Genomic DNA, 24,074 nt, shown 5'->3' on the forward strand with positions numbered 1-24,074 from the left:
AGTCCGAGTAGTAGCAATAGATTACAGTTTCAAAAGCATCAAATAGTATTCCGAAAATACCAATGTTTATGTGCTTAAATGACTTAAATCAATCTCATTAATTTCTTTTCCGGTAGATAAGGTAATGAGGCTTTGAACATTTCCAAGATAGGGGAGAAGGGTGAGTTTGGTGATGATAAATGTTTCGTATGCCTCAATGTCTTCTACAATAAGTTTTAATAAGTAGTCAAAGGTTCCACTTACACGATGACATTCTACAACTTCTGGGAATTCGTTTACTTGCTTTACAAACTTTTCTAAATAGCTTCGAGTATGACCCTGCAAGGTGATGGCTACAAAAACTGTTTGTTTGAGTCCTAATTTTTTTGGATTTAACCGAGCCGAATATCCTTTAATGTAACCCTCGCGTTCTAGTTTTTTAATACGTTCAAAAACGGGGGTTGTCGATCTATCTAAATCTTTAGCTAGCGATTTTACGGTTCGATTTGAGTCTTTTTGTAAGGCTTTTAAGATGGCTATGTCTGTAGCGTCAAGTTTCATTGTCTGTTTATTCGGTTATTTGGGTTCAAAAATAGAATAAAAAGGATTTAATATTTAATATTTCAGAATAAACCCCTAATCAAATACTTTCAGGCAGTTAATACTTCCTGTCGAATTTCTATTTTTTGTATTTTTGCATGCTTTTAAAACTGAAATTACCGATGGCAGAAACTGTGTTTAAAATGCCCAAAATGGGAGAGAGTATTACTGAAGGAACCATTCTTAATTGGTTGGTCGAAGAAGGGGCGTCTTTTGAAGAAGGAGATATATTGGTTGAAGTGGCAACAGATAAGGTAGACAATGAGGTTCCGGCCCCAGCATCGGGTGTGATGGTGGCTCATAAAGTAGCTGTAAAAGATGTAGTGCCTGTGGGTGATACGATAGCAATTTTAGAATTATCTGGAGCGGTGCCATCTTCTAAAATTTCCGAAGAAATAAAAAAAGCAACTCCTGCAAAAGAAGTTAAAAAAGTACCAGCTAAACGAAAGAAAGCGACTACTGCTGCAACATCGGTTACTGTAAATGAGAATGTGTTCGTGTCGCCACTTGTTGATAGCATGGCAAGAAAACATCATATTAGCTATGAAGAATTAGCGCGAATTTCTGGAACAGGCAAAGATGGGCGTTTGCGTAAAAGTGATGTTTCAAATTATATAGAAGAAGGAAGGCCTTTTCAATTTGCACAAGCGGTTGCAGCGCCTTCTGGATTTCAAGTCCCAGATTTGCAATTTGATAAAGGCACTGGGAAGATCGTTGAAATGGATCGCATGCGCGAAATGATTGCAGATCATATGGTGTATAGCAAACATACGTCACCGCATGTAACTGCATATGTTGAGGCAGATCTTAGTAACATGGTGGCTTGGCGAAATGCCAATAAAATTCATTTCTTAGAAAAGTACGGCGAGAAGTTAACATTTACACCTTTGTTTATTGAAGCAGTCGCAAATGCGATTAAAGATTTTCCGATGATTAATTCTTCGCTTGATGGGAAAAATATTATTGTAAAAGAGGATATAAACATTGGTATGGCAACGGCATTGCCTTCGGGAAATTTAATTGTTCCCGTGGTAAAAAATGCAGACCAAAAAGATTTAAAAGGACTGGCAGCAGCAACGAATGAACTTGTAGGAAAGTCGCGTTCTGGCAACTTAAAAGGTGATGATATGAAAGGAAGTACCTTCACCATAAGTAACGTAGGGACTTTTGGTAGTTTGATGGGGACGCCCATTATTAACCAACCAGAAGCAGCTATTCTGGCAACAGGGATCATAAAAAAACGCGCCGAAGTAATAGAAAAGCCAGAAGGAGATACTATAGAGATACGCAGCATGATGTATCTTTCGTTAAGTTTTGATCACCGTATTGTAGATGGATATCTAGCAGGTTCTTTCTTGAAACGCATTGCCGATAACATGGGACAGTTTGATGTTAATCGGATAGTATAGAAAATAATTATTCCCCCTTTTTTGAAAATTAAAGGCTAATACAACTAACTGTCACCCTGAGCTTGTCGAAGGGCGATACTTATAAGAAAGTGCTTCGACAGGCTCAGCATGACAATATTTATTGCCTGCTGTTTTGATAAAGTTTGACTGTCACCCTGTCCCAAAGTTTTGGGAGTCGAAGTGTCTATTTACAAACACAAGAATTGAAAATTAAATATGAATAAAAACACCCTTCTAAAAGCCTTCAAAAATCTTGTCACTGCAAAGACAATGACAGAGATTTATGAAGCGAATTTTAAAGTAGTGTCAAAATATGTGCATGCTACATCGCGCGGACATGAAATCATACAAACGGCAGTAGGGATGCAATTGCTGCCTCAAGATTATATGTTTCCGTATTATCGTGATGATTCCATGCTATTGGCTATTGGTATGACGCCATATGAGCTTATGCTACAAGTGTTGGCTAAAAAGGACGATCCTTTTTCTGGAGGGCGTACGTATTATAGTCACCCAAGTTTACGAGATGATGATAAACCAAAAATACCGCATCAAAGTAGTGCTACTGGAATGCAAGCTATTCCTGCTACAGGTGTGGCTTTGGGGTTCCATTACCGCGAAGGCGGTAATCCTACAGAGGATGACAAGCAAGATGGTACTATTGTGGAAAAATTGAAAAGTGTAGTTGATAGTTCTTATAATCAAGAGCTTCATTCGCAAGATTCCCGCCTACGCGGGAATGCGCCAGTTGTAGTTTGTTCTTTAGGAGATGCTAGTGTTACTGAAGGGGAGATTGCTGAGGCTTTTCAGATGGCAGCCTTGAAGCAACTTCCAATTTTATATGTTGTACAAGATAATGGATGGGATATTTCTGCTAATGCTGCCGAAACTAGAGCTCAAAATGCTGCCGAATATGCAGCGGGCTTTCATGGGTTGGAAGCTATTTCTATCGATGGGACAAATTTTGAAGAGAGTTATGCAACCATTCAGGAAGTATTAAAGACTATTCGTGAAGAGCGTCGACCGTTTTTGGTGCATGCTAAAGTTCCGTTGTTAAATCATCATACTTCGGGGGTGCGCATGGAGTTCTATCGTGACGATTTGGATGAAGCAAGATCGCGAGACCCCTATCCAAAGATGCTAACATTATTAAAGGCACAGGGAATTTCCGAAGCGGAAATAAAAGACATTGAAACTGACATCGAAATCGAAATCGAAAACAGTCTAAAAAAGGCGCTGGAAGCTGAAGATCCAAAGCCAGAAGATTTATTTACACACGATTTTGCACCGACTCCAATTACCGAAGAAGTAGGAAATCGAACTCCAGAGGGTGCCGATAAAGTAGTCATGGTAGATTGCGCTTTGTTTGCTATAGAAGAATTGATGGCAAAGCATCCAGAATGTTTGCTGTATGGACAAGATGTTGGAGGAAGATTGGGCGGTGTATTTAGAGAGGCTGCCACCTTGGCTCAAAAGTTTGGCGATAATAGAGTGTTTAATACTCCTATTCAAGAAGCTTTTATTGTTGGTTCTACCGTTGGAATGAGTGCAGTAGGATTAAAACCAATTGTTGAGGTGCAATTTGCAGATTACATTTGGCCAGGGCTTAACCAATTATTTACTGAAGTATCTAGAAGTTGTTATTTATCTAACGGTAAATGGCCAGTATCTATGATATTACGTGTGCCTATTGGGGCTTATGGAAGTGGAGGTCCTTATCATTCTTCTTCTATGGAGAGTGTGGTGAGTAACATTCGCGGACTCAAAATTGCCTATCCAAGTAATGGAGCCGATTTAAAAGGATTACTCAAAGCTGCCTACTATGATCCAAACCCAGTTGTTATTTTTGAACACAAGGGATTGTACTGGTCAAAAGTGCCAGGTACCAAAGGAGCAACCAGTGTGGAGCCAGCTGCAGATTATATGTTGCCATTTGGGAAAGCATGGGTACTGCAAGAAATTTGGAAAAAAGAGGAAGAAGAGACCTTATCTATTATCACTTACGGAATGGGTGTGCATTGGGCTATGAATGCTACAGCTGAGCTTGGTATAGAAGATGTTGTTGAAGTAGTAGATTTAAGAACCTTACATCCACTAGATTATGATACCGTGTTTGCTTCTGTAAAAAAATGTGGAAAATGTTTAGTAGTAACAGAGGAGCCTAGTGAGAACAGTTTCAGCAGAGCATTACAAGGACGAATTCAAGAAGAATGTTTTCAAACCTTAGACGCACCAGTGATGGTCATTGGTAGTGAAAACATGCCAGCCATACCTTTAAATTCTGTGTTAGAACAAACCATGATTCCTTCTACAGAAAAAGTAAAGACTAAGATTACTGAAATTTTAAATTATTAAAGTATTTAGTTCGGGATTGTGCTTCGACAGGCTCAGCATGACAACATTGGTTCATCTCCTTTTTATGAATTCCCATTGTCACCCTGTCCCGAAGCTTCGGGAGTCGAAGGGCGATATTCTAATCGATTTAATGGAGTCTGTAATTAGGGATTGTGCTTCGACAGGCTCAACATGACAACATTTGTTCATCTCTTTTTTATGAATTCTTACTGTCACCCTGTCCCGAAGCTTCGGGAGTCGAAGGGCAATATTTGTAATTAGTTTGATTTCGATTTTAATGGGTTTGTCTTTCAGGAATGTGCTTCGACAGGCTCAGCATGACAATGATTTTACTTCCTAAAAGCATCTTCTTCATCACTTTTAATACCCAGCGCTTCATAAACATAATCGAAAGTAGACAACAGTTGTGGTTGCCCGTCAACAATGGCTATGTTATGCTCAAAATGGGCACTTGGTTTTCCATCTTGTGTAACGATGGTCCAACCGTCTTTTAATTGTGTAATACGGCGTGTTCCTAGATTAATCATTGGCTCGATAGCAACTGTCATTCCTTCTAAGAATTTTTTGCCACGTCCTCTGCGACCATAATTAGGCATTTCTGGGTCTTCGTGCATGGTTCTACCTAATCCATGACCTACCAATTCTCTTACAACACCATAACCTTCAGCCTCACAATAGTTTTGGATGGCATACCCTACATCACCCACACGATTTCCAGCTTTTAATTCTTTAATGCCGACGTATAGAGATTCTTTAGTAATCTGGAGTAATTTTTTTGTTTCAGGAGCTACTTCACCTACCTCGAAAGTGTAGGCATGATCTCCATAAAAGCCGTGTTTAATAGCACCACAGTCGATACTAACAATATCACCTTCTTTTAATGGGATGTCTGTGGGTAGTCCATGAACTACGGCTTCGTTCACGCTTGTTAGTAGTGTGGAAGGGCAATCGTACAATCCTAAGAATCCAGGGACAGCATCTTGCTCTCGAATGTATGCTTCTGCCATAGTGTTGAGTTGGTTGGTGGTAACACCCACTTTTACTTCTTTGGCTAACATTCCTAATGTTCTTGAAACCACAAGGGCAGCTTCGCGCATTAATTCAATTTCTTCTCTGGATTTGGTAATGATCATAGTGCCTCTTAAAAGTTAAACCAGCCTTTTTTCTTTGGTGGTTTTGCTGGGTTTACTTCCCCAATAATTTCTTGGTAAATTTCTCCCCAACTTTTCATCCCGCCTATATTTCTATCGTCGATAAAAATATCTGCGTTAATTTTTCTGCTATAGGCAGGGTCAAACTGTTCTTCGGGAAAGCTCATATTTACAGCGTAAAAAGTAACACCGTTTTCTTTGCAGAAAGCCACTGCCTCATCTAGTGCTCTACCTTTTCTGTAGGTCCATAAAATAACTCTATGTCCTTTTTCTTGTAATCTTTTGATAGTATCAAAAGCAAAAATAATAGGTTTTCCAATTTTAGGATAGGCATCTTCTACAATAGTACCATCAAAGTCTACGGCGATGTTCAGCGTGTCTTTCATACTTCAATTCGTTTGGGAATTGGCAAAATTACAAAGAATAAAGGCAATACCCCTATTTTATTCTGAATAAGCTGGTGCATAAGGTTCTCCCTTTAGGATGGTAAGCATGTCTTTTTCTAGAGATTCCCCTTGGGCATATTCTACAAAACGTCCTAATTCTTTTCCGTTTTTGTAAAAAATTATGGTGGGTACGTAGGCAATATCAAGATCTTTCTCATAACCTTCTGGTGTATCTTTCTCATGAGATACAGCAACCAATTGCATGCTGTCATATTCGAAACCAGCTATGTTTAAGATTTTGTATAAATGCGGAATTTCTCTTTGACTGTCTTCACACCAAGTACCCATAAAAGTTTTAATAGTAACCCCTTCTAGCGCTCCTTTTAGAGCAAGTACGGTGTTTGGGTCTGGTTTGTACAATTCGAAATTTTCGTACATCCATGGAAAGAGCGTTTCACTTTTAAAATCCTCATGTGTTACAAGTCCGAGGAGCATTTTTTCTCCTTCATTTTCTGGGTCATCTATAAGTTTACCGTTTTTTAGAATGGTCTCAGTCTTGTCTTTTGCTTGTTCTTGTGTTTTATTTTTACAAGCGATAAAGGCGCAAAGGCATATCGTTAAAAGGATTGTTTTTGTGATGTTATAGTTCATGTGCTACTTGAGTTATAGAAGTGAATTTTGTGTCATTTTAGATGGTTTTTCAATCCCTAAAATGTGTAATATTGTAGGTGCGATATCACCTAAAATACCATCTTTTACTTGTGTGATGTCATTGTCTACAATAATTAATGGTACAGGGTTTACAGTATGCGCTGTGTTTGGAGAACCATCTGGATTGCGCATGGTTTCACTATTTCCGTGATCTGCAATGATGAGGGTGGTGTAGCCATGAGCTAGGGCAGCTTCTGTAATTTTTTGGGTACAACTATCTACGACTTCGCAAGCTTTAATAGCAGCCTCCAATACTCCAGTGTGACCTACCATATCTGGGTTGGCAAAATTAAGGCAAATAAAATCTGCAGTTTCGGCTTCGATCTCTGGAAGGATTTTATCTCGAATTTCATAAGCGCTCATTTCAGGTTGTAAATCGTAGGTAGCCACTTTTGGTGATGGACATAAAATACGTTTCTCCCCTTCAAATGGAGTTTCCCTTCCACCATTAAAAAAGAAAGTAACGTGCGGATATTTTTCTGTCTCGGCAATGCGAATTTGTATTTTGTTGTGCTGCTCTAATACTTCGCCTAAGGTTTGGGTGATGTTTTCTTTATTGTACACGACCTCGATTCCTTTAAAAGAGGCGTCATAATTTGTGAGTGTCACATAATGTAACGGAAGTGTCTTCATCCCGAAGTCGTCAAAATTTTGTTGTGTTAAGACTTCTGTAAGCTGTCTTCCTCGGTCGGTTCTAAAATTAAAAAAGATCACAACATCGTCTTTTTCAATGGTAGCTATCGGGGTGTCATTTTTTGTTAACACAAGAGGTTTAATAAATTCGTCTGTTATTCCGGCCTCGTAACTTTGTTGCATCGCTTCGGAAATGTTAGTGGTTGGTGTACCATTTCCGAAGCATAAGAGATCATATGCTTTTTTAACTCGCTCCCAACGTTTGTCTCTATCCATCGCATAATAGCGACCAATAACACTCGCGAGCGTTCCTGTTGTTTTGGACATATGGTCTTGCAAATTCTCGAGATGTCCTATTCCAGATTTAGGGTCTACATCACGTCCATCTGTAAAAGCATGTACAAAAATATTGGCTACTTCTTCTTGAGCAGCAGCAGTTAATAATCCTTTAATGTGATCTATGTGCGAATGTACGCCGCCGTCAGAAACGAGACCTAGCAAATGCACTTTCTTATGGTTTGTTTTGGCGTATTGAAAGGCTTCTTTTAAAACAATTTCGTCTTTCAAGGTATTATTGGTGACAGCGAGATTGATTTTTGCTAGGTCTTGATATACGATACGACCTGCTCCTAAATTCATGTGGCCCACTTCGCTATTTCCCATCTGACCTTCAGGCAAACCTACATGCATACCATGTGTTAAAAGACTTGCATTTGGGTAGTTGATTAAGGCTTTATCCATAAAAGGAGTGTGCGCTTGGGCTGGTGCAGAAACGTTTGGATCTTGAGTGTTTCCCCAACCATCTAAAATGAGTAAGAGGGCTTTTTTATGCATGGAACAAAGATACAGAGAAGGAATGAATCGAATAAAAAAATGGCTATCTAAAAAACATACTTTTATGTCTGTTCCTAAGCTCACAGAGCTTGAGAAGAACTACAACTCTCTGATACTTAACGTAGGTTTCGACTGCGCTCAACCGGACAAAAGTAGATTTTTTATTTTTGAAACTATTTTTTGTATGTGTGATTCTTAATATTCTAAAGCCCCTGACCTTTATAATGCTCAATAGATTTCATGATTTGTTCGATACGATTGTCTGGATCTGGGTGTGTGCTTTTGTGTTCTGGCACTCTATTGGGACCAGCAGCAGCTTTTAAAATTTTCATGACTTCAATCATTTGGTACGGATCATATCCAGCTCTCATCATAAACCTTATCCCCAAATCATCACTTTCTAACTCGTCATCTCGTCCATTGGTAAGAAGTTTATTTTGTCCCATTCCTGCAATAATACCGCCCATGTCGCCACCAACAGAACCTGCTTGCGCAAGGCCTTGCCACAAACCAGCTTCAGCAATTCGTTCACTAGAATGTCTTCCTAAAACATGTCCTATTTCATGGCCTAATACACCGGCTAGTTGGTCTTCAGATTGTAGTTGTGAGAACAGTGCGTAGGTGATAAATATTTGTCCGCCTGGCAATGCAAAAGCATTAATTGCATTTGGATCTGCTAGTAAATGAAAGTCGTATTGATATTCACTTTCTCTAGCCATAGAGTTATCAACTAATTTTTGCCCCACTAAATCGACTATATTTTGTGCACGCTGATCGGGATACAAGCCCCCATGTTGTTGTGCCATTTGTGGAGCAGATTGAATGCCCATAGCAATTTCCTCTTGCGGATCTAAGGCCATAGCTTGTTCGCGTCCTGTGTATTTATTTACTTCTTTACTGCTACTATACTGCCAGTAGGTGTATCCGGCTATAAGTAGACCAATTACAATACGTATTTTCCAACTTCCTCTCATGGTATTTATATTTAGCGTTAAAACCCTCACCAGATTCTTGCGCGCTTTTCAAGCTTCAAGAATCTGACTCTCCCAGAGGGAGAGTATTGTTATTAGTTTTGTAATTAATATAGTTTTCATCTTCATCTTCAAGTTCGATTTCGATTTCGATTTCTCCCGAAGCTTCGAGATCGATTTCAAGTTCTTTTCCAAGATACTAAATCAATTCAGGATTGATATCCAAAATATTCTCTTTTCGATATTTGGCTATAAAAGTATCGGTGAAGTGTTCACTTCCAAGAATTTTTTCTTCTTGTAAAATAGCTTTGATATCCAATTTTTTATACGCAGCTAGCATGGGTTTAGAGACTGGGGCATAGCTAAAATGCCAAGGTTCATATTTAAATCCTTTGCGGTTGGCGTTGTTGGTGTAGGCTTCGTAAAACCCAAAACTGTTTGCATGTATGTTGAGCCAATCTTTTAATTTGCAAAAAGGTCCCGTTCCATGAAAATGCTGTTCTTGCAATACACTGGATGGTCTCGGACTCCCATTTGCGTCAATTATATCGATGTCTGTTCCCCAATGATGTCTTGATGTTCCTGGTATGGTGGAGTATTCTATGATTTTAGCAATGGCTTCTTCTGGGGTTAATCCTTGTTTGGTGAAACGTTTGTATTTGCCTTCAAAAATCTCTTTTTGGCGTTCAAAACTTCGATAGGCAGACACTACTTCAATGGCGATACCTTCTTTAGCTGCAGCCGTTTTCATCTTTGATAAAGCTGCGGCAGTTTTGGTGTGCATGGTACTTGTGTAGCTATTTCCAGAAATATCAGGATTGCCTTTTCCAATAAGTTGGTCTCTTGTAAATGTGGTTTGTAAGGCTGCATACGATAGTTGTGGAAATGTTAGTAATCCGATACCACAGATTCCTGTTATTTTTAAAAAGTCTTTTCGTTTCATTTTTTATCTTCGTATGATTATCCTTTTATTCTGAAATATTAAAAGTACGATTAATTTGAAAAACACAATTGACATCCGCATTATAAAGCCTTCGGAAATTTTAACGATTGTACCTTTGGTTAGCATACTAGGGGATTTTAAAATTTCCGAAGAGCTACTTAAAGAGAGAATTCTTGAAATGGCATCACAAAATTATGCCTGTGCTGGTATTTACGATGGTGACACACTTATTGGTTGCAGTGGCTTGTGGTTTCAAACAAGGCATTATGCAGGTAGAAGCATAGAAATGGATCATGTGATTGTAATGGATAGCTACCGAAGTCAGGGTATTGGAGCAAAATTATTAGATTTTGTCTACGACTATGCCAAAAAGAAAACCTGCAGATGGGTAGAGTTAAATACCTATGTACATAATTTTCCTTCTCATAAATTTTATTACAATCATGGTTTTGTGGCGAAGGGATATCATTTTGTGAAGGAACTGTAAAGAGACCGCCTACGGCTGCTAGACCGTTTACTTCGTTCACTGCTGGAGGATAGACCGTTCCCTCTGGTCACTGTTGTATTTAAAGATTTCTTAAAAGTCAATAATTAGTAATATTTGTCTAACAGCTTTCTGTCGTGGTTTACCACGCAGAAAAAGCGGTCTAACAATGAACGAAGTGAATGGTCTAACTTCTAACAGCGCAGCGGTCTTGTTTCCTAGAACTTGATGATTGATCCTGAAGTAACTTCATAAGGATCTTTACCCTGTTCAAATATTCTAGCGTCCAATGCTCCTCTTAATGTCATGATATCTTCTTTCACTTCTAACCAACTTCCTTCTCTAAGTCCCACTACTGGAACCGTATTTTGTGTATGGTATTCTTTAATTCTAGTTTCACGTGTTTCTCCCATGTGTGTTCCTGTTGGATCTGGATCTAGATAATGTGCGTTGATGTTGCATGGAATCACTCCCATCGTTTTAAAAGAAGGTGGATACACAATAGGCATGTCATTGGTGTTTTGCATGGTGACCCCACAAATATTACTTCCAGCGCTGGTACCAAGATACGGGGTGCCATCAAGAAGCGCTGCTCTCATAGGAGCCATCATTTCATTTTTGTAAAGTTGCTGTACCAATAAAAAAGTGTTTCCTCCACCCGTAAAGATTCCTTTTGCGTTTTCGATAGCTGCCACAGGATTTTTAAAGGTGTGAATGCCACGTACTTCTTTTCCTAATTTCTTAAATGCTTTTGCTGCAATGTTTGTGTAGGTGTCATGAGTTATTCCCCCTGGCCTTGCATAGGGGATAAATAAAATTTCCGAAGTGTTTTTAAACAATATCTCTAGCGCTTTTTCTAGATATTCTAGATACCTTCCTCCATAAATGGTAGAGGTACTTGCAACAATTAAGTTTTTCATTCGTATTTTGTTTGTAGGTAAATATACATATATACTTTGTACATATTAGCTGCAAGAAACCAAACCAACTATGTTTAAAATTACTATTTGCTTCCTTTTGTTTGCTGCTGTTTTATTTGGACAAGAAGTAGAACGGGTTCAAATCCAAGGGCAGATTACAGCAGACTCAGATGCGATGGTGGAAGGAATCCATATTTATAATATTTCTTCTCAAAAAGGAACCATCACCAATGAAGAGGGTGCTTTTACAATTGCGGTTGCAGAAAATGATAGGTTAGAAATAACAGCTATTCAGTTTGTGGGGTATAAGGTCATTGTTACCAAAAAAGCTGTAGAGAGAAAAACATTGGTGTTGTATCTTAATCCAGCAATAAATAAATTGGATGAAGTACTATTAAAAGATCACGATCTTACAGGAATTTTAAAAGACGATGTTGCTAATATTGATACCTTTAGGATCGACACAAATTTTGATTTGTCTTATAGTGATTATGATGCTTATGAGTTTGCTCCGGATGGACAAACTGCCATCCAAGGAAATGTGGCCGAAGAAGCATTGGGTGTGCAGCCTATGCAAAACGGACTAAATTTTATTGCACTTGGAGTCTTGGCTGCCAAACTTATTTTTGGGCCTCCAAAAGAGAAACCAACTCCAATAGCAATTGATAGAAGTAGAGATGCGCAAATGGCGCTTTTAACAAAGAAATTTGATGACACAACGTTAGTAGAAAACTTTGGCATTGGGTTAGACCAAGTAGTTGATTTTAGGTATTTTTTACTAGAAAGTTATATACCATCTTCTTATTTATTGCCAGCAAATCAATTGTTGTTATTCGAATATGTTGAAAAGCAAAGTTTGTTATTTAGAAAACAAAATAAAGGAGAATAGTATCATAGTATTAACAAAAATTTGGGCCAGTTTTATGAAAAATCGTTGTAATTTCATATTATAAACCAACAAAATTTATGTGCTATGAAATCATTTCGTCTCTTTAGTGTCCTCTTCTTTTTTTGCGCTTTTAATGCTATTTCTCAAGAGGTGAAGCGTGTTCCTATTACGGGTACCATTATTACTCCTGTAGCCGATCAAGTAGAGGGGATTCATATTTATAATATTTCATCTCAAAAAGGAGTAGTAACAAATGAAAATGGACAATTTACAATCAATGTTGCTACCAATGACAGGTTGCAGGTAACGTCATTGCAATACATAAGTTTTAATTTAATAGTTAGGGAAAGTGTGCTAAAAAAGAAAACAGTCACTATTTTTTTGAATCCAGAAGTAAATGTTTTGGATGAAGTTTTGGTGAAAACCTATGATTTAACAGGAGATCTTACCGTGGATGTAGGTAAAATTAAAACCTTTGGAGGCTTCGGAAATTTCGATTTGTCATACAAAGCATTAGAATTTGAGTACGAATTTGCTCCAGATGCACAAACTTCTGTGAAAGGTAATGTGGCTAGAGATGCTTATAATAACGGACAAGTAAGAGAAGGGGCAAATTTAATTGGAGGAGTTTCATTATTGACACGACTTATTTTTGGAAAACCAAAAGAAGATGCTGCTAATGAACTTACAGACACTTCATTGAAAGAATTAAAAGATAAATTCACAACAGATTTTATCGTGACTCATTATGAAATTCCAAAAGAGAAGGTGTCAGATTTTGTCTATTTTGTGCATGAAAGTGATTTTGATGTCTCTTATTTGCAATCAGAAAATGAATTGTTGTTACTAGATTATATGGTATCAAAAAGTAAAGAATATTTAAAAAACATTGAATAAAAACGCCTACTTATTTATTGTTATTGTTAGTTGCTTTTTTTATTTCGGAAAAGCGCAAACTATTGTTTTAGAAGGACATGTTACCAATCCAGATGAGGTTGAGAATATTCATGTTTTAAATAAAACATCTCGGTATAATGCAATTACAAACCAAGAAGGTAAATTTAGTATAGAGGTAAATCGCTATGATACGCTAGTGTTTTCTGGAATAAAATACTTCCCCAAAAAAGTCGTGGTTTCCGATGCTGTATATGCCCAAAAACACCTCTCGGTAGCTTTGGTGGTATTGTTAAATGAACTAGATGAGGTAGTTTTAGGGAATACACTTTCTGGGGATCTGTTAAAAGATGTAGGAAATATTAAAACAGAAGAAGAATTTAATTTTGACGATGTAGGAATCCCTGGTTTTAAAGGAGAGCCCGAAGAGAAAATACCCAACCTTGTAGGGCAAACCATCACACCTGTTTCGGTAGATCTAGAAGCATTGCATAAACACCTCACTGGGTATTACAAAAAATTGAAAATGGTACGTCATTGGTTAGCCCAGGATATTACAGTAGCTGAAATATTACACATCTATAGACCTTCCTTTTTCATGGAAGCGTATGGAATTCCTGAAGATCGCTCGTATGATTTTGTGTTACATTGTTTGGAGACCACGCAGGTTGAAAGAGAATTAGAAATAAAAAACCACTTAGGAATGTTAAGCATATTTGAAGCAAAAGCTCCAGTATATCTTTCTGGGTTGCCTATTCCAGTTGAAGATTAACTAACAATTTTATCTTTTTTTAAAATTTCCGAAGTAAAAAGGAATGCTTATTGCTCTATTTTTTGCATTTTGCAACCCTCATTAACGTTACCCTATGAAGTCTTTTAAGATCCTTGTACTTGCTTTTGTTTTTCCAATACTTACAGCAGCAACCTTACATAAGTTTTATGTAAGTACTACAAGAATAGAATATGTTCCTGAAGAACAATCACTTCAAATTATCACCGAAATATTTACAGACGATATCGAAGCTGTTTTAAGCAAACGATCTTTAAGAAAAGTGTACTTGGACTCTAAAAAAGAGACTGAAGAAGACGAGCTTTTGTTAAAAGAATACGTGTTTAAAAAACTTTCTATTTATGTAAATGGTACTCAGGTTCCCTATGCATATATTGGAAAGGAATACGATATTGACCGTGTAAAAATGTACCTAGAAGTTACCAATGTTGAAATCTTGAAAAGCATAGAAATTGAAAACCAGGTGTTGTTTGATGGCTTTGAAGATCAACAAAATATCATACACCTTAAAACACCAGATGTAAGACGTAGCCTTGTGCTGGAAAAAGAAAATCCTAAAGGATTGTTAAACTTTTAATATAACACAGCGCAACCCACATATTACCCTATTTTTGAATACTTTTTAAAATAATCTAATACCATGAAATTACTTAAATTTTTATCTTTTATTTTGATAGTTTCTTCAGCTGGATTTGGCTATGCTCAGGAAGCAGAAGGAGCAGAAGAACGCAAACCTGGACATTTAAACAACAACCGTTTTAAGCAGTTATATCAAGAGTTTTCTACTCCAAACCAATACCGTTCTGCAAGTGGAGCTCCAGGGCCAGCATACTACCAACAGCAGGCAGATTATAAAATGGATATTCGTCTAGACGATGAAAACGCAAGACTTTATGGTACAGAAACAATTACCTACACTAACAATTCTCCAGATGTATTAGAATATTTATGGGTGCAGCTAGACCAAAACGTTCGTGCTACAGACTCTAAGTCACCTTTAATCGAGCCTAACGGAGTAGCACCAGCACAACAAGCTAGTACTTTTGTAAATAGCTACATGGGAGCAGGATTTGATGGTGGTTTTAAAATTGACTACGTAAAAGATAGCAAAGGAAATAACCTAAAGCATACTATCAACCGCACCATGATGCGCATTGATATTCCTAAGGCAATGGAGCCAGGAGATAGCTATACCTTCGATATTAAGTGGTGGTACAATATTGTAAACCACACTATTGATAGAGCACGTAGTGGATATGAAGTATTTGCCGATGGAAATAAAGGATATGTAATTGCTCAGTTCTTTCCAAGAATGGCTGTATACAGCGACGTAGAAGGATGGCAAAACAGTCAGTTCTGGGGTCGTGATGAGTTTGCATTACCTTTTGGTGATTACGAGGTAAACATTACCGTACCTGCAGATCACGTGCTAGACGCAACAGGAGTATTAGAAAATAGAAAAGAAGTATTTAGCAAAACCATGATGAACCGTTATGAGCAAGCTAAAAAATCATACGAAAAGCCCGTAATTATTGTAACTCAAGAGGAAGCAGAAGCTGCTTCTAAAGGAAATGTAAAAGCTACCAAAACTTGGAAGTTTAAAGCAGAAAATGTTCGTGATTACGGTTTTGCAACGTCAAGACGTTTTATCTGGGATATGATGTCGGTAAAGATTGGTAAAAAAGATGTAATGGCTGTTTCTATGTACCCACCAGAAGGTAACCCATTGTGGGAAGACTATTCAACTATTGTTGTGGCTAGTACCTTAAAGTCGTATTCTAGAATGACTTTCGATTACCCATACCATAAAGCGATCTCTGTACATGCCAAAGGGCAAGGGATGGAATACCCAATGATTTGCTGGAACTATGGACGTCCAGATGCAGAAGGAAATTATAGTGAGCGTACTAAATACGGTATGATGAGTGTGATTATTCACGAAGTTGGACATAACTATTTTCCTATGATTGTAAATAGTGATGAGCGTCAATGGACTTGGATGGACGAAGGTTTAAATACTTTTGTACAGTACGTTGCAGAACAAGATTTTGGAGAGTGGTACCCAGATGCTATTGCGCCTAACAAAGCGTATCCATCACGTCGTGGACCTGCAAACAAAATTGTAAACTACATGGCTGGAGATCAAGATTACATTGCTCCAATTATGACAAAAGGTTTAAACACCTATAGTTTTGGTGCCAACGCATACTCTAAGCCAGCAACAGGATTAAATATTTTACGTGAAACTATTATGGGACGTGAGTTGTTTGATCATGCCTTTAGAACATATTCTCAACGTTGGATGTTCAAACACCCAACACCAGAAGATTTCTTCCGTAGTATGGAAGATGCTTCTGCAGTAGATTTAGATTGGTTCTGGAGATCTTGGTTTTATAGCACAGACTACACAGATATCGGAGTTAAAGAAGTGAAAAAATACTATGTAACTTCAAAAATGAATGCCGAGGTAAGAGAAATGATGGAAGCTCGTGGTATGAAAGAAAGCGACTTGCCACCTCTAGTGTACCTAGTAGAAGAAGGTAGCGAAGATTTCGAAGAAGACATGAAAACGCAAACCCTAAATGACGTTACTACCTTGCAAGAATACATTATGGATAATGTGAGCCCTGCAGACAGAGCGAACCTTAAAAACCCAAAGTATTTTTACGATGTAACTTTCGAGAAGCCAGGAGGAATCCCAATGCCAATCATTGTGGAGTATACCTATAGCGATGGAAGTACAAAGCGTGAAACCTATCCAGCACAAATTTGGAGAAAGAATGACGCTGAGTTAAGTAGAGTAGTGGCTTCAGAAAAAGAGATCACTAAAATCATGGTAGATCCAGACGAAGAAACTGCAGATATCGATACATCAAACAATGCATGGCCTAAACGCAAAAAATTAGGTGAGTTTAATAACTTTAAAAATAAAGTAAAGAACTAGTATTTCTGAAATTTTAATAACCCAAAACCCGTTATAGCAATATAGCGGGTTTTTTGTTTTCTATAAGATGGATAGCATTGTTGTTTCATTAATTTGCTAACCTAGTTCAAGGCCTAAATTTTATTAAAAATCTGATTTCATAATCTGAAATCTCCCTATCTTTGCCACATGGGATTACAACCTCATTTTTTATTTATTAGCGGTGGAGAAATAGCCTTTATTCTATTTGTCGTGCTACTAGTTTTTGGTGCCGACAAGATTCCTGAAATCGCTCGAGGCCTTGGAAAAGGTATGCGCCAAATAAAAGATGCCACCAACGATATCAAGTCTGAAATCACCAAGACTGCCGAGAAAGAAGGAGTCGACCTCAATATAACAAAGGACCTTACAAAAGAACTGAAACAGATGAAAGACGATGTTGAAGATTTTGGGGGCTCTATCAAACGTAAGTTTTAATGTTCACCACCTTAAAAAATTGGGACGAAGAACTTTTTGTTTGGCTTAATAATTTAGGGGTAGCATCATTCGATTCTTTTTGGATTTTTGCTACTAAAATTGAGAGTTGGACGGCTCTTTTTATTTATTTCAGTATCATCTTACTATATTACTATAAAGGAAAAAAAGGATTACTCATGTTATGTGGTGTGCTACTAACCTTTTTTGTGACCCTAACCATTACTAATATTACAAAAGAATATGTTGCCCGTATTCGACCTAATAATGTAACCGAACTATCGGCAATGATTCGTGTTTTACAAGAACCAAAAACCTTCAGTTTCTTTTCGGGACATGCTTCCTCAAGCTTTAGTATTGTTACTTTTTTAGTATTAGCCATCCGAAGCTATAATCCATGGGTGTATGTAGCCTATCTATGGCCACTCATTTTTGTGACAAGCAGAATCTATGTAGGAGTGCATTATCCCAGTGATATTTTAGTTGGAGCTATGGTAGGAACAACAATTGCATTCATTGGCTACAGTATCTCTAAATATTTTGTTAAAAAAATATAAAATGTATATCTTAGGTACCAATATCAACCTAAATATATATCATGAAAAAATTACGCCTCACCCTTGCGGCTGCAAGTCTCTTGTTTTTAACTAATTGTTCTCAAGACCCATTAGAAATTCCTGTAGATTTAGACGCTTCGTTACTTAATCAAACGTCTCAAGAAATACTATCTATAGATTATATTAATGAAATCATAGATAAGGAATTACAAGCCTCCGGTGATTTTGATTGGACTCGAACTACAGATCAGGTATTATGGAGTGCCGTTGTTCATGGAGAAAACTTACTTACGGTAGGATATGGTGCCAAAGGGGAAAGTTTTACTACATCTGCGAATGCCACTCGATTAACTTCTTCAAAAAATAACATCTTAGAGGCCGTTCAAATTTCCGAAGGAAAAACAAGAAAACAAGCCCTTGTAGAAGATGACAACGTACTTAATTTAGTGGATATTCATGTAGAAAATATAGCTACCATTACAGAGCTACGTAAAAGAAGAGATATTCGTTACCTAGAGCCAAGTGGCTATTCTTTTTTTACCAATGTAAATTATCCCCAAAATCAGCGTTCTTCAAGTGGTTGTAATCAAAACGGACAAAATTTGAATCCGGCAGATTATAGAACGGTAGCACCTGGTTCTTTAGTGAGTTGGACCTATGATCAACACAATATTACCCAAGCATGGCAACATAGTACTGGTGCCAATGTAACTGTTGCTGTTGTAGATACAGGATTGTCTCCAAACCAATCCTTGTTAGGAAGTAATTTTAATGATGGTTATAGTAATGGACGTACCGTTCAAAAATATGGAACTTTTATTGATTCAAATTGGTGGTGGAGTAATAACTATGATGGTCCAAACGATCGTTGTGGACATGGAACGAGTATGGCTGGAACCATAGCATCTCCAAGAAACAATAACAATTTACCAGTAGGTGTTGCCTACAATAGTAACCTTGTGTCGTATCGTGCTACAGAAGATGTAGTTTTAAACGATTACCATGAGCGTAAGGGAGTTCGTGATGCTTTGGTACAGTTAGGAAATAGAAATGACGTAAAAATTATTTCAATGTCTATTGGGTATCCTTGGAGTATTGGTAGTGTAAGAGACGGAGTTCGCTATGCATACAATCGTGGTAAACTCATTTTTGCAGCAGGAGGTACTTCATTAGATTTTACAAACTGGTATCCTGTGATATTCCCTGCGAGTATGAACGAAACTGTGGCTGTAACGGGTATCACAGATAATGGAAACTACTTGCAGTGCGATACGTGTCATGATGGAAGTCAGATAGAATTTACTATTGTAATGGAGCGTAATAATGACAACAGTCGCACCAGTACTGTAGTCGGATTTAACAATGGTCAATCTTCATACGTTGGAGGGTCAAGTGTGGCAACGGCAACCACAGCTGGTATTGCAGCTTTGGTATGGTCTAAATATCCTAACTGGAGTAGAGCACAAGTATTGCAAAGAATGCGTCAGAGCTCAGAATTGTATCCAAATAGAAGCAGTACAAAAGGCTACGGAAATATTGATGCATTGCAAGCGGTGCAATAGTCAAAATTACAAAATTGTCTGTTCGAGCGCAGTCGAGAACTACAACCTAAATATCATTACCCTAGGTTTCGACTCCGCTCAACCGGACATAGATTATTTTTCTTCGGAAATTTTAGTTCTCACTACTTCACCCTGCTTATGGTTAACCCGTCTCTAATGGGCAATAAAACCGTTTCTAGTTTTGGGTGCTCATTTAGTAATTTGTTATAGGCCAATAAGACTTTAGTGTCTGTATCTTTTGGGTTAAGAGGTTCCACTACTTTGCCACTCCATAATACATTGTCGCTTAAAATAACAGCGCCTGGTTGTAAATTAGGAAGCAATAACTCCAGATAGGTGGGATAATTACTTTTATCGGCATCAATAAAAATAAGATCAAATGTAGTGTCTAAGGTTGGAATAATATCTACAGCATTTCCAATATGTTGTAACATACGGTCACCATATGGAGACATATCGAAGTACTTGCGTTGTATGTCGTATAATTCTTCATTGATATCTATCGTATGAAGTACTCCATTTTCTTTCATGCCTTCTGCCAAACACAGGGCGGCATAGCCTGTGTAGGTTCCAATTTCAAGAATGTTTGTTGGATTGATGAGTTTTGATATCATGCTCAACACGCGTCCTTGGTAATGTCCGCTAGACATTCTTGGCGCCAAAACTTTTTGCCAAGTTTCTCGGGTAAGATCGGCTAGTAATTTTGGTTCAGGCTGCGAATGTGCTACAGCATACTCATCAATGTTTTCTGGTAGGAAGTGCATATCTGTCTGGTCGAGCGCAGTCGAGACCTAATTTAAAATAGTATTATTAAAGAGACCTCTCGACTACGCTCGAGGGGACATTGTTATTCCTGTTTTATGGAATGCTAAATTTTCTATTAGCTTCCTAAAATTCTAGCAACTAACTTTTCTTTAGCTGCTTTATCATCACCGCAGAGCCATTGAATCACATTGTCTTCCCAAATGGCATCACACTCGGTGTCGGTTAGGATGTTTCGTTCCATGGCCAAATCTAAAATTTTTCCAGGGTAAGAAGATTGCTTTTCGCTTTCCATTTCTCCAAGAGGATATGGATCATCAAGACCCATAACCACTTGTTTAGCTCCTTGGTTTTTTATCAATAATTCTAGTCCGCCAGTATCATGTACAAGGGTGTCAAAGAATATGTTTTTATGTCCTACCGATTTTCGCGGATGGGATTTCCCTTCAAACAAATCGGGTCTACCATCAAATCCTTGAATGCGTCGGCCCAAATTCATTTGTGCTAATTGCCCTCCATGCGCAAAGCAGGTACGCATATTTGGATACTTGTCTGCGTAGCCATTTAAAGTTAAAAAGTGATACGCATCTGCGCATTGCGCCAACATCCATATTAAGTGGAAACGCCAAGACGTATTTTCAAGCTTTATAAATTTTTCACCATCGTAAGGGTGTACTTCAATAGCTAGATTGTATTTGTTTGCGAGCTCAAAAATAGGTTCGTTTTCTTCATCAAAAATACAGCGCCAGGTACCAATGGTATCCATATAGTGTGTGGGCAGACAAAGCAATTGCATACCTAGTTCTTCAACACAGCGTTCAATTTCCCAGCAAGCTCCTCTCACAAAACCTGGGTGTACTACAAATCCAGTGGTAAATTTTGATGGATTTTCATGTTGCACTTTGGCATTAAAATCGTTCTGAAAACGCAATGCCTGTTTCATTTCTTCAACACGCAGTCCATTTCCATAGAGCTGAGAAAGGTTGAGTACGACAGCGTGATCAATTTTATTACGCTCCATCCAGGCTAATTTTTCATCTAAGAAAAAGCTAGAATCGGTTACAGGACGGCTCCAATCTTTTTGAAGCATAAACTTTCGATCTTTATCGACCCAGAAAATCCCTTTATCTTTCATGAATTGAGGAATCTCCTCAGGGTAGGGAAGTAAATGCGAGTGCCCGTTAATACGTAATTTTCTTTTGCTCATGGTTGGAGATTGTGAGGTTATTAGCTAAGGTTAAAGTTACAATTATAAATTAAAAGATGGAATGTAATTTAAAATAGTAGCTATAAGTATTCAGTTTTCAGTAGCAGTGATCAGTTGTGCATGTCGTTATATTTAAAACTGTTTTGTTAATCAACTTTCTGACAGACTTACAAAACAGGATATTATTCTTGTAGCTGTTATACTGCCTACTGCCACTGCTTACTTTTTAAAGGCTCTTTGTTCTCCCACCATCAACAGGCAAATTAATACCATTAATATATCCTGCAGCGTCACTTGCCAAGAATGCAATAGCGTTAGCAACTTCTTCAGGTTGAGCAAATCGCTTTGCAGGAACGATGCTTTTCATAAAGGCTGTAGCTTTCTCTTCAGAACCGTCAAAACGTTTGGCGGCATTGCTAATAATACTTGCGAGTCTTTCTGTAGCGGTGAAACCTGGAAGTACATTATTCACTGTGATTCCGTATTGACCAAGTTCGTTTGCCATGGTTTTACTCCAGCTTGCAACAGCACCTCTAATGGTATTACTAACTCCTAATCCGTCGATAGGTTGTTTTACAGAGGTCGATATTACGTTTATAATGCGTCCGTAGCCATCTTCTTTCATTCCTGGAGCCAATGCTTGTACTAGAATCTGATTGCATTCTAAGTGCATCGAAAAGGCATTGATAAATTCTGAAGTATCTGCAGAGAATATTGGTCCGCCTTTTGGGCCTCCCGTATTATTCAATAACACATGGTAGTTTTTAGATCCAGTTGCTTTTGATACCTGTTCTTTTAATTGCGAAGGGTTTGTGAAATCCACCACCAGATAATCATGTGTTTGATCATCTTGAGTAGGAAGTTGCGCAAGGGTTGCTTTTAGTTTGTCTTCGTTTCTAGCAACTAGAGTGATGGTTGCTCCCATAGCTGCTAATTGCATCGCACTTGCTTTTCCAATTCCTGCAGTACCGCCACAGATCATGGCGTTTTTATTTTTTAAGTTTAAATTCATAATTTTTGTCTGGTCGAGCGCAGTCGAGACCTAATTTAAAATAGTACTCTTAAAGAGACCTCTCGACTGCACTCGAGGGGACATAATTCATTTTTTTTAAACAATAATTTAAATCGCCTTTGCCTAAACCTACAAGGATGGTCGTACCTCCTCATACCTTGCAGGTTTTACCTAGCTACTCACTACTATAACTAATACACACATTCTTAGCTTCGGTAAAGAATTTTAGGGCTTCAAAGCCGCCTTCTCTACCAACACCACTTTGTTTTACACCACCAAAGGGAGTGCGTAAATCTCTATTGAGCCATGTGTTTACCCATACAATTCCAGCTTCTATTTGGTTAGAAAGTCGCATGGTTCTATCGATGTTACTCGTCCATAGCGTGGCAGATAAACCATATTTAACACTATTGGCGAGTGTTAAAGCTTCTTTTTCAGTTTTAAAAGGCATAAGGGTGACTACAGGACCAAAAATCTCTTCTTGGTTAACGCGACATTGGTTGTCTTGTAATTCAATGATCGTGGGTTGTAAGTAATATCCTTTTTCACTTCCAGGGACAGTGACTGCGTTTCCCCCATATAAAATAACTCCGCCTTCTTCTTGTGCTATGTTGATATATGATTGTACTTTCTCCATATGTGGCTTCGATACCAAAGCACCTACGTTGGTGTCATTATCAAATGGGTTGCCTACTTTTAATGCTGAAACCTTAGCAACAAAGTCTTTTTTAAATTGTTCGAAGATGGTTTCTTCTACATAAATTCTACTTCCGCAAAGGCATATTTGTCCTTGGTTAGCAAAAGAAGATTTCACCGTTACCGAGAGCATTTTTTCATAGTTGCAATCTGCAAAGATGAGGTTCGGGTTTTTCCCTCCTAACTCTAACGATAGTTTTTTAAACATAGGTGCCGCAGTTCGTGCAATATGAGCACCTGTTGCTGTACCTCCTGTAAACGAAATGGCTTTTATATCTTCATGTTCAACAATGGCTTGTCCAGTATTTGGACCCGTACCATGTACAATATTTAAAACGCCTGGAGGTAATCCTGCTTCGGTGCATATTTCCCCCAATAAATAGGCAGTCATAGGAGTAACCTCGCTTGGTTTTGCAACCACGCAGTTTCCTGCCGCTAGGGCAGGTGCTATTTTCCAGGTAAATAGGTACAAAGGTAAATTCCAAGGAGAAATACAACCTACCACACCAATGGGTTGGCGCAGGGTATAATTCATGGTGTTTAGCCCTACACTTTCATGTGCCTCGCTAGCAAATTGAGTAATCGCATTTCCGAAGAACCTAAAATTTGCACTTGCTCTGGGTATGTCTACTGCAGTAGCTAGACTTAAAGGTTTGCCATTGTCTTTGGCTTCTGCAGCTGCTAAGCGATCTAAATTGGCTTCTATAAGATCGGCTATTTTTAGTAAGATTTTGCTTCTTGTGTCTATGGTTGCTTTTGACCAAGATGGAAACGCTTCTTTTGCCGCGACATAGGCTGCAGCTACATCCTTGTTGTTAGAGTCTGCAATTTTAGCATACACTTCTCCATTGCTGGGATTGTAATTGTCTATCCAAGTTCCCGAAATAGGATCACAATAACTGCCATTGATGTAGTTGCTAATTTTTTGCATG

23 protein-coding genes are annotated in these 24,074 nt (G+C 38.1%); 11 read left to right on the forward strand and 12 right to left on the reverse strand.

The features are described 5' to 3' along the window. Positions 1–66 precede the first annotated feature (66 nt). Positions 67–540 carry an Lrp/AsnC family transcriptional regulator gene (locus ACY2RS_RS08015; RefSeq protein ID WP_490098118.1) on the reverse strand — a complete coding sequence of 158 codons (474 nt, stop codon included), beginning with the start codon at positions 538–540 and terminating at the stop codon, positions 67–69. A 161-nt stretch (positions 541–701) separates the two neighbouring features. On the opposite strand from ACY2RS_RS08015, the gene ACY2RS_RS08020 reads away from it, so the two are divergent. Both ACY2RS_RS08020 and ACY2RS_RS08025 read left to right on the forward strand, forming a co-directional pair. Then, entirely contained in the window at positions 702–1,988 is a 1,287-nt protein-coding gene (locus ACY2RS_RS08020; RefSeq protein WP_490098119.1) for a dihydrolipoamide acetyltransferase family protein, read from the forward strand. 216 nt (positions 1,989–2,204) lie between these two features. After that, entirely contained in the window at positions 2,205–4,343 is a 2,139-nt protein-coding gene (locus ACY2RS_RS08025; RefSeq protein ID WP_490098120.1) for an alpha-ketoacid dehydrogenase subunit alpha/beta, read from the forward strand. 329 nt (positions 4,344–4,672) lie between these two features. Here ACY2RS_RS08025 and map read toward each other — a convergent pair whose 3' ends face one another. The 6 genes from map to ACY2RS_RS08055 form a co-directional block, all read right to left on the reverse strand. Beyond that, positions 4,673–5,476 carry a type I methionyl aminopeptidase gene (gene map, locus ACY2RS_RS08030; RefSeq protein WP_490098121.1) on the reverse strand — a complete coding sequence of 268 codons (804 nt, stop codon included), beginning with the start codon at positions 5,474–5,476 and terminating at the stop codon, positions 4,673–4,675. 8 nt (positions 5,477–5,484) lie between these two features. Then, complete coding sequence (locus ACY2RS_RS08035; RefSeq protein ID WP_490098122.1) at positions 5,485–5,880, reverse strand: BT0820 family HAD-type phosphatase; 396 nt, start codon at positions 5,878–5,880, stop codon at positions 5,485–5,487. 57 nt (positions 5,881–5,937) lie between these two features. Then, positions 5,938–6,531: a TlpA family protein disulfide reductase gene (locus tag ACY2RS_RS08040; RefSeq protein ID WP_490098123.1), complete on the reverse strand. Its 594-nt coding sequence runs from the start codon at positions 6,529–6,531 to the stop codon at positions 5,938–5,940. A 12-nt stretch (positions 6,532–6,543) separates the two neighbouring features. Further along, a complete protein-coding gene (gene gpmI, locus ACY2RS_RS08045) occupies positions 6,544–8,058 on the reverse strand; it encodes a 2,3-bisphosphoglycerate-independent phosphoglycerate mutase (RefSeq protein ID WP_490098124.1) in 1,515 nt (504 codons plus the stop codon). A 203-nt stretch (positions 8,059–8,261) separates the two neighbouring features. After that, complete coding sequence (locus ACY2RS_RS08050) at positions 8,262–9,032, reverse strand: M48 family metalloprotease (protein WP_490098125.1); 771 nt, start codon at positions 9,030–9,032, stop codon at positions 8,262–8,264. A gap of 196 nt (positions 9,033–9,228) precedes the next feature. Then, on the reverse strand, positions 9,229–9,972 hold the full coding sequence (locus tag ACY2RS_RS08055) for a M15 family metallopeptidase (protein ID WP_490098126.1): 744 nt from the start codon (positions 9,970–9,972) through the stop codon (positions 9,229–9,231). Between the two features lie 55 nt (positions 9,973–10,027). Here ACY2RS_RS08055 and ACY2RS_RS08060 point away from each other — a divergent pair, with 55 nt between their 5' ends. Beyond that, positions 10,028–10,459, forward strand: a complete 432-nt coding sequence (locus tag ACY2RS_RS08060) for a GNAT family N-acetyltransferase (RefSeq protein WP_490098127.1) — start codon at positions 10,028–10,030, stop codon at positions 10,457–10,459. A 215-nt stretch (positions 10,460–10,674) separates the two neighbouring features. Here the strand turns inward: ACY2RS_RS08060 and pepE are convergent, their stop codons facing one another. Next, a complete protein-coding gene (gene pepE, locus ACY2RS_RS08065) occupies positions 10,675–11,376 on the reverse strand; it encodes a dipeptidase PepE (protein ID WP_490098128.1) in 702 nt (233 codons plus the stop codon). A gap of 70 nt (positions 11,377–11,446) precedes the next feature. Between pepE and ACY2RS_RS08070 the strand changes: the two genes are divergently transcribed. The 8 genes from ACY2RS_RS08070 (at position 11,447) to ACY2RS_RS08105 (ending at position 19,465) form a co-directional block, all read left to right on the forward strand. Beyond that, positions 11,447–12,265 carry a carboxypeptidase-like regulatory domain-containing protein gene (locus tag ACY2RS_RS08070; protein WP_490098129.1) on the forward strand — a complete coding sequence of 273 codons (819 nt, stop codon included), beginning with the start codon at positions 11,447–11,449 and terminating at the stop codon, positions 12,263–12,265. Between the two features lie 84 nt (positions 12,266–12,349). Next, positions 12,350–13,162: a carboxypeptidase-like regulatory domain-containing protein gene (locus ACY2RS_RS08075; RefSeq protein ID WP_490098130.1), complete on the forward strand. Its 813-nt coding sequence runs from the start codon at positions 12,350–12,352 to the stop codon at positions 13,160–13,162. Further along, positions 13,155–13,931: a hypothetical protein gene (locus ACY2RS_RS08080; protein ID WP_490098131.1), complete on the forward strand. Its 777-nt coding sequence runs from the start codon at positions 13,155–13,157 to the stop codon at positions 13,929–13,931. The genes ACY2RS_RS08075 and ACY2RS_RS08080 overlap by 8 nt, the downstream gene beginning before the upstream one ends. Before the next feature lie 94 nt (positions 13,932–14,025). After that, complete coding sequence (locus ACY2RS_RS08085; protein ID WP_490098132.1) at positions 14,026–14,526, forward strand: DUF6702 family protein; 501 nt, start codon at positions 14,026–14,028, stop codon at positions 14,524–14,526. 63 nt (positions 14,527–14,589) lie between these two features. Further along, the gene (locus ACY2RS_RS08090; protein ID WP_490098133.1) at positions 14,590–16,893 is read left to right on the forward strand and encodes a M1 family metallopeptidase; all 2,304 of its coding nucleotides are present in this window, start codon (positions 14,590–14,592) and stop codon (positions 16,891–16,893) included. Between the two features lie 168 nt (positions 16,894–17,061). Beyond that, on the forward strand, positions 17,062–17,349 hold the full coding sequence (locus tag ACY2RS_RS08095; protein WP_490098134.1) for a Sec-independent protein translocase subunit TatA/TatB: 288 nt from the start codon (positions 17,062–17,064) through the stop codon (positions 17,347–17,349). Next, positions 17,349–17,903: a phosphatase PAP2 family protein gene (locus tag ACY2RS_RS08100; RefSeq protein WP_490098135.1), complete on the forward strand. Its 555-nt coding sequence runs from the start codon at positions 17,349–17,351 to the stop codon at positions 17,901–17,903. The genes ACY2RS_RS08095 and ACY2RS_RS08100 overlap by 1 nt, the downstream gene beginning before the upstream one ends. Positions 17,904–17,944: 41 nt before the next feature. After that, a complete protein-coding gene (locus ACY2RS_RS08105; RefSeq protein ID WP_490098136.1) occupies positions 17,945–19,465 on the forward strand; it encodes a S8 family peptidase in 1,521 nt (506 codons plus the stop codon). Positions 19,466–19,587: 122 nt separating this feature from the next. Here ACY2RS_RS08105 and ACY2RS_RS08110 read toward each other — a convergent pair whose 3' ends face one another. From ACY2RS_RS08110 to ACY2RS_RS08125, 4 genes are all read right to left on the reverse strand, one after another. Then, positions 19,588–20,229, reverse strand: a complete 642-nt coding sequence (locus tag ACY2RS_RS08110) for an O-methyltransferase (protein ID WP_490098137.1) — start codon at positions 20,227–20,229, stop codon at positions 19,588–19,590. Positions 20,230–20,345: 116 nt separating this feature from the next. Further along, positions 20,346–21,434, reverse strand: a complete 1,089-nt coding sequence (locus tag ACY2RS_RS08115) for an amidohydrolase family protein (RefSeq protein WP_490098138.1) — start codon at positions 21,432–21,434, stop codon at positions 20,346–20,348. 226 nt (positions 21,435–21,660) lie between these two features. Then, positions 21,661–22,446, reverse strand: a complete 786-nt coding sequence (locus ACY2RS_RS08120; protein WP_490098139.1) for an SDR family oxidoreductase — start codon at positions 22,444–22,446, stop codon at positions 21,661–21,663. Between the two features lie 175 nt (positions 22,447–22,621). Further along, positions 22,622–24,073, reverse strand: coding sequence for an aldehyde dehydrogenase (locus ACY2RS_RS08125; protein WP_490098140.1), 1,452 nt, complete (start codon positions 24,071–24,073; stop codon positions 22,622–22,624). Between the last annotated feature and the right edge of the window lies 1 nt (position 24,074).

It is taken from the genome of Patiriisocius sp. 208BN25-11 (genome assembly GCF_058147145.1).

Coding starts and splice junctions, on each gene's coding strand:
- ACY2RS_RS08015 (WP_490098118.1), bottom strand. CDS start 540: ATGAAACTTGACGCTACAGACATAGCCATCTTAAAAGCCTTACAAAAA.
- ACY2RS_RS08020 (WP_490098119.1), top strand. CDS start 702: ATGGCAGAAACTGTGTTTAAAATGCCCAAAATGGGAGAGAGTATTACT.
- ACY2RS_RS08025 (WP_490098120.1), top strand. CDS start 2,205: ATGAATAAAAACACCCTTCTAAAAGCCTTCAAAAATCTTGTCACTGCA.
- map (WP_490098121.1), bottom strand. CDS start 5,476: ATGATCATTACCAAATCCAGAGAAGAAATTGAATTAATGCGCGAAGCT.
- ACY2RS_RS08035 (WP_490098122.1), bottom strand. CDS start 5,880: ATGAAAGACACGCTGAACATCGCCGTAGACTTTGATGGTACTATTGTA.
- ACY2RS_RS08040 (WP_490098123.1), bottom strand. CDS start 6,531: ATGAACTATAACATCACAAAAACAATCCTTTTAACGATATGCCTTTGC.
- gpmI (WP_490098124.1), bottom strand. CDS start 8,058: ATGCATAAAAAAGCCCTCTTACTCATTTTAGATGGTTGGGGAAACACT.
- ACY2RS_RS08050 (WP_490098125.1), bottom strand. CDS start 9,032: ATGAGAGGAAGTTGGAAAATACGTATTGTAATTGGTCTACTTATAGCC.
- ACY2RS_RS08055 (WP_490098126.1), bottom strand. CDS start 9,972: ATGAAACGAAAAGACTTTTTAAAAATAACAGGAATCTGTGGTATCGGA.
- pepE (WP_490098128.1), bottom strand. CDS start 11,376: ATGAAAAACTTAATTGTTGCAAGTACCTCTACCATTTATGGAGGAAGG.
- ACY2RS_RS08070 (WP_490098129.1), top strand. CDS start 11,447: ATGTTTAAAATTACTATTTGCTTCCTTTTGTTTGCTGCTGTTTTATTT.
- ACY2RS_RS08075 (WP_490098130.1), top strand. CDS start 12,350: ATGAAATCATTTCGTCTCTTTAGTGTCCTCTTCTTTTTTTGCGCTTTT.
- ACY2RS_RS08085 (WP_490098132.1), top strand. CDS start 14,026: ATGAAGTCTTTTAAGATCCTTGTACTTGCTTTTGTTTTTCCAATACTT.
- ACY2RS_RS08090 (WP_490098133.1), top strand. CDS start 14,590: ATGAAATTACTTAAATTTTTATCTTTTATTTTGATAGTTTCTTCAGCT.
- ACY2RS_RS08095 (WP_490098134.1), top strand. CDS start 17,062: ATGGGATTACAACCTCATTTTTTATTTATTAGCGGTGGAGAAATAGCC.
- ACY2RS_RS08100 (WP_490098135.1), top strand. CDS start 17,349: ATGTTCACCACCTTAAAAAATTGGGACGAAGAACTTTTTGTTTGGCTT.
- ACY2RS_RS08105 (WP_490098136.1), top strand. CDS start 17,945: ATGAAAAAATTACGCCTCACCCTTGCGGCTGCAAGTCTCTTGTTTTTA.
- ACY2RS_RS08110 (WP_490098137.1), bottom strand. CDS start 20,229: ATGCACTTCCTACCAGAAAACATTGATGAGTATGCTGTAGCACATTCG.
- ACY2RS_RS08115 (WP_490098138.1), bottom strand. CDS start 21,434: ATGAGCAAAAGAAAATTACGTATTAACGGGCACTCGCATTTACTTCCC.
- ACY2RS_RS08120 (WP_490098139.1), bottom strand. CDS start 22,446: ATGAATTTAAACTTAAAAAATAAAAACGCCATGATCTGTGGCGGTACT.
- ACY2RS_RS08125 (WP_490098140.1), bottom strand. CDS start 24,073: ATGCAAAAAATTAGCAACTACATCAATGGCAGTTATTGTGATCCTATT.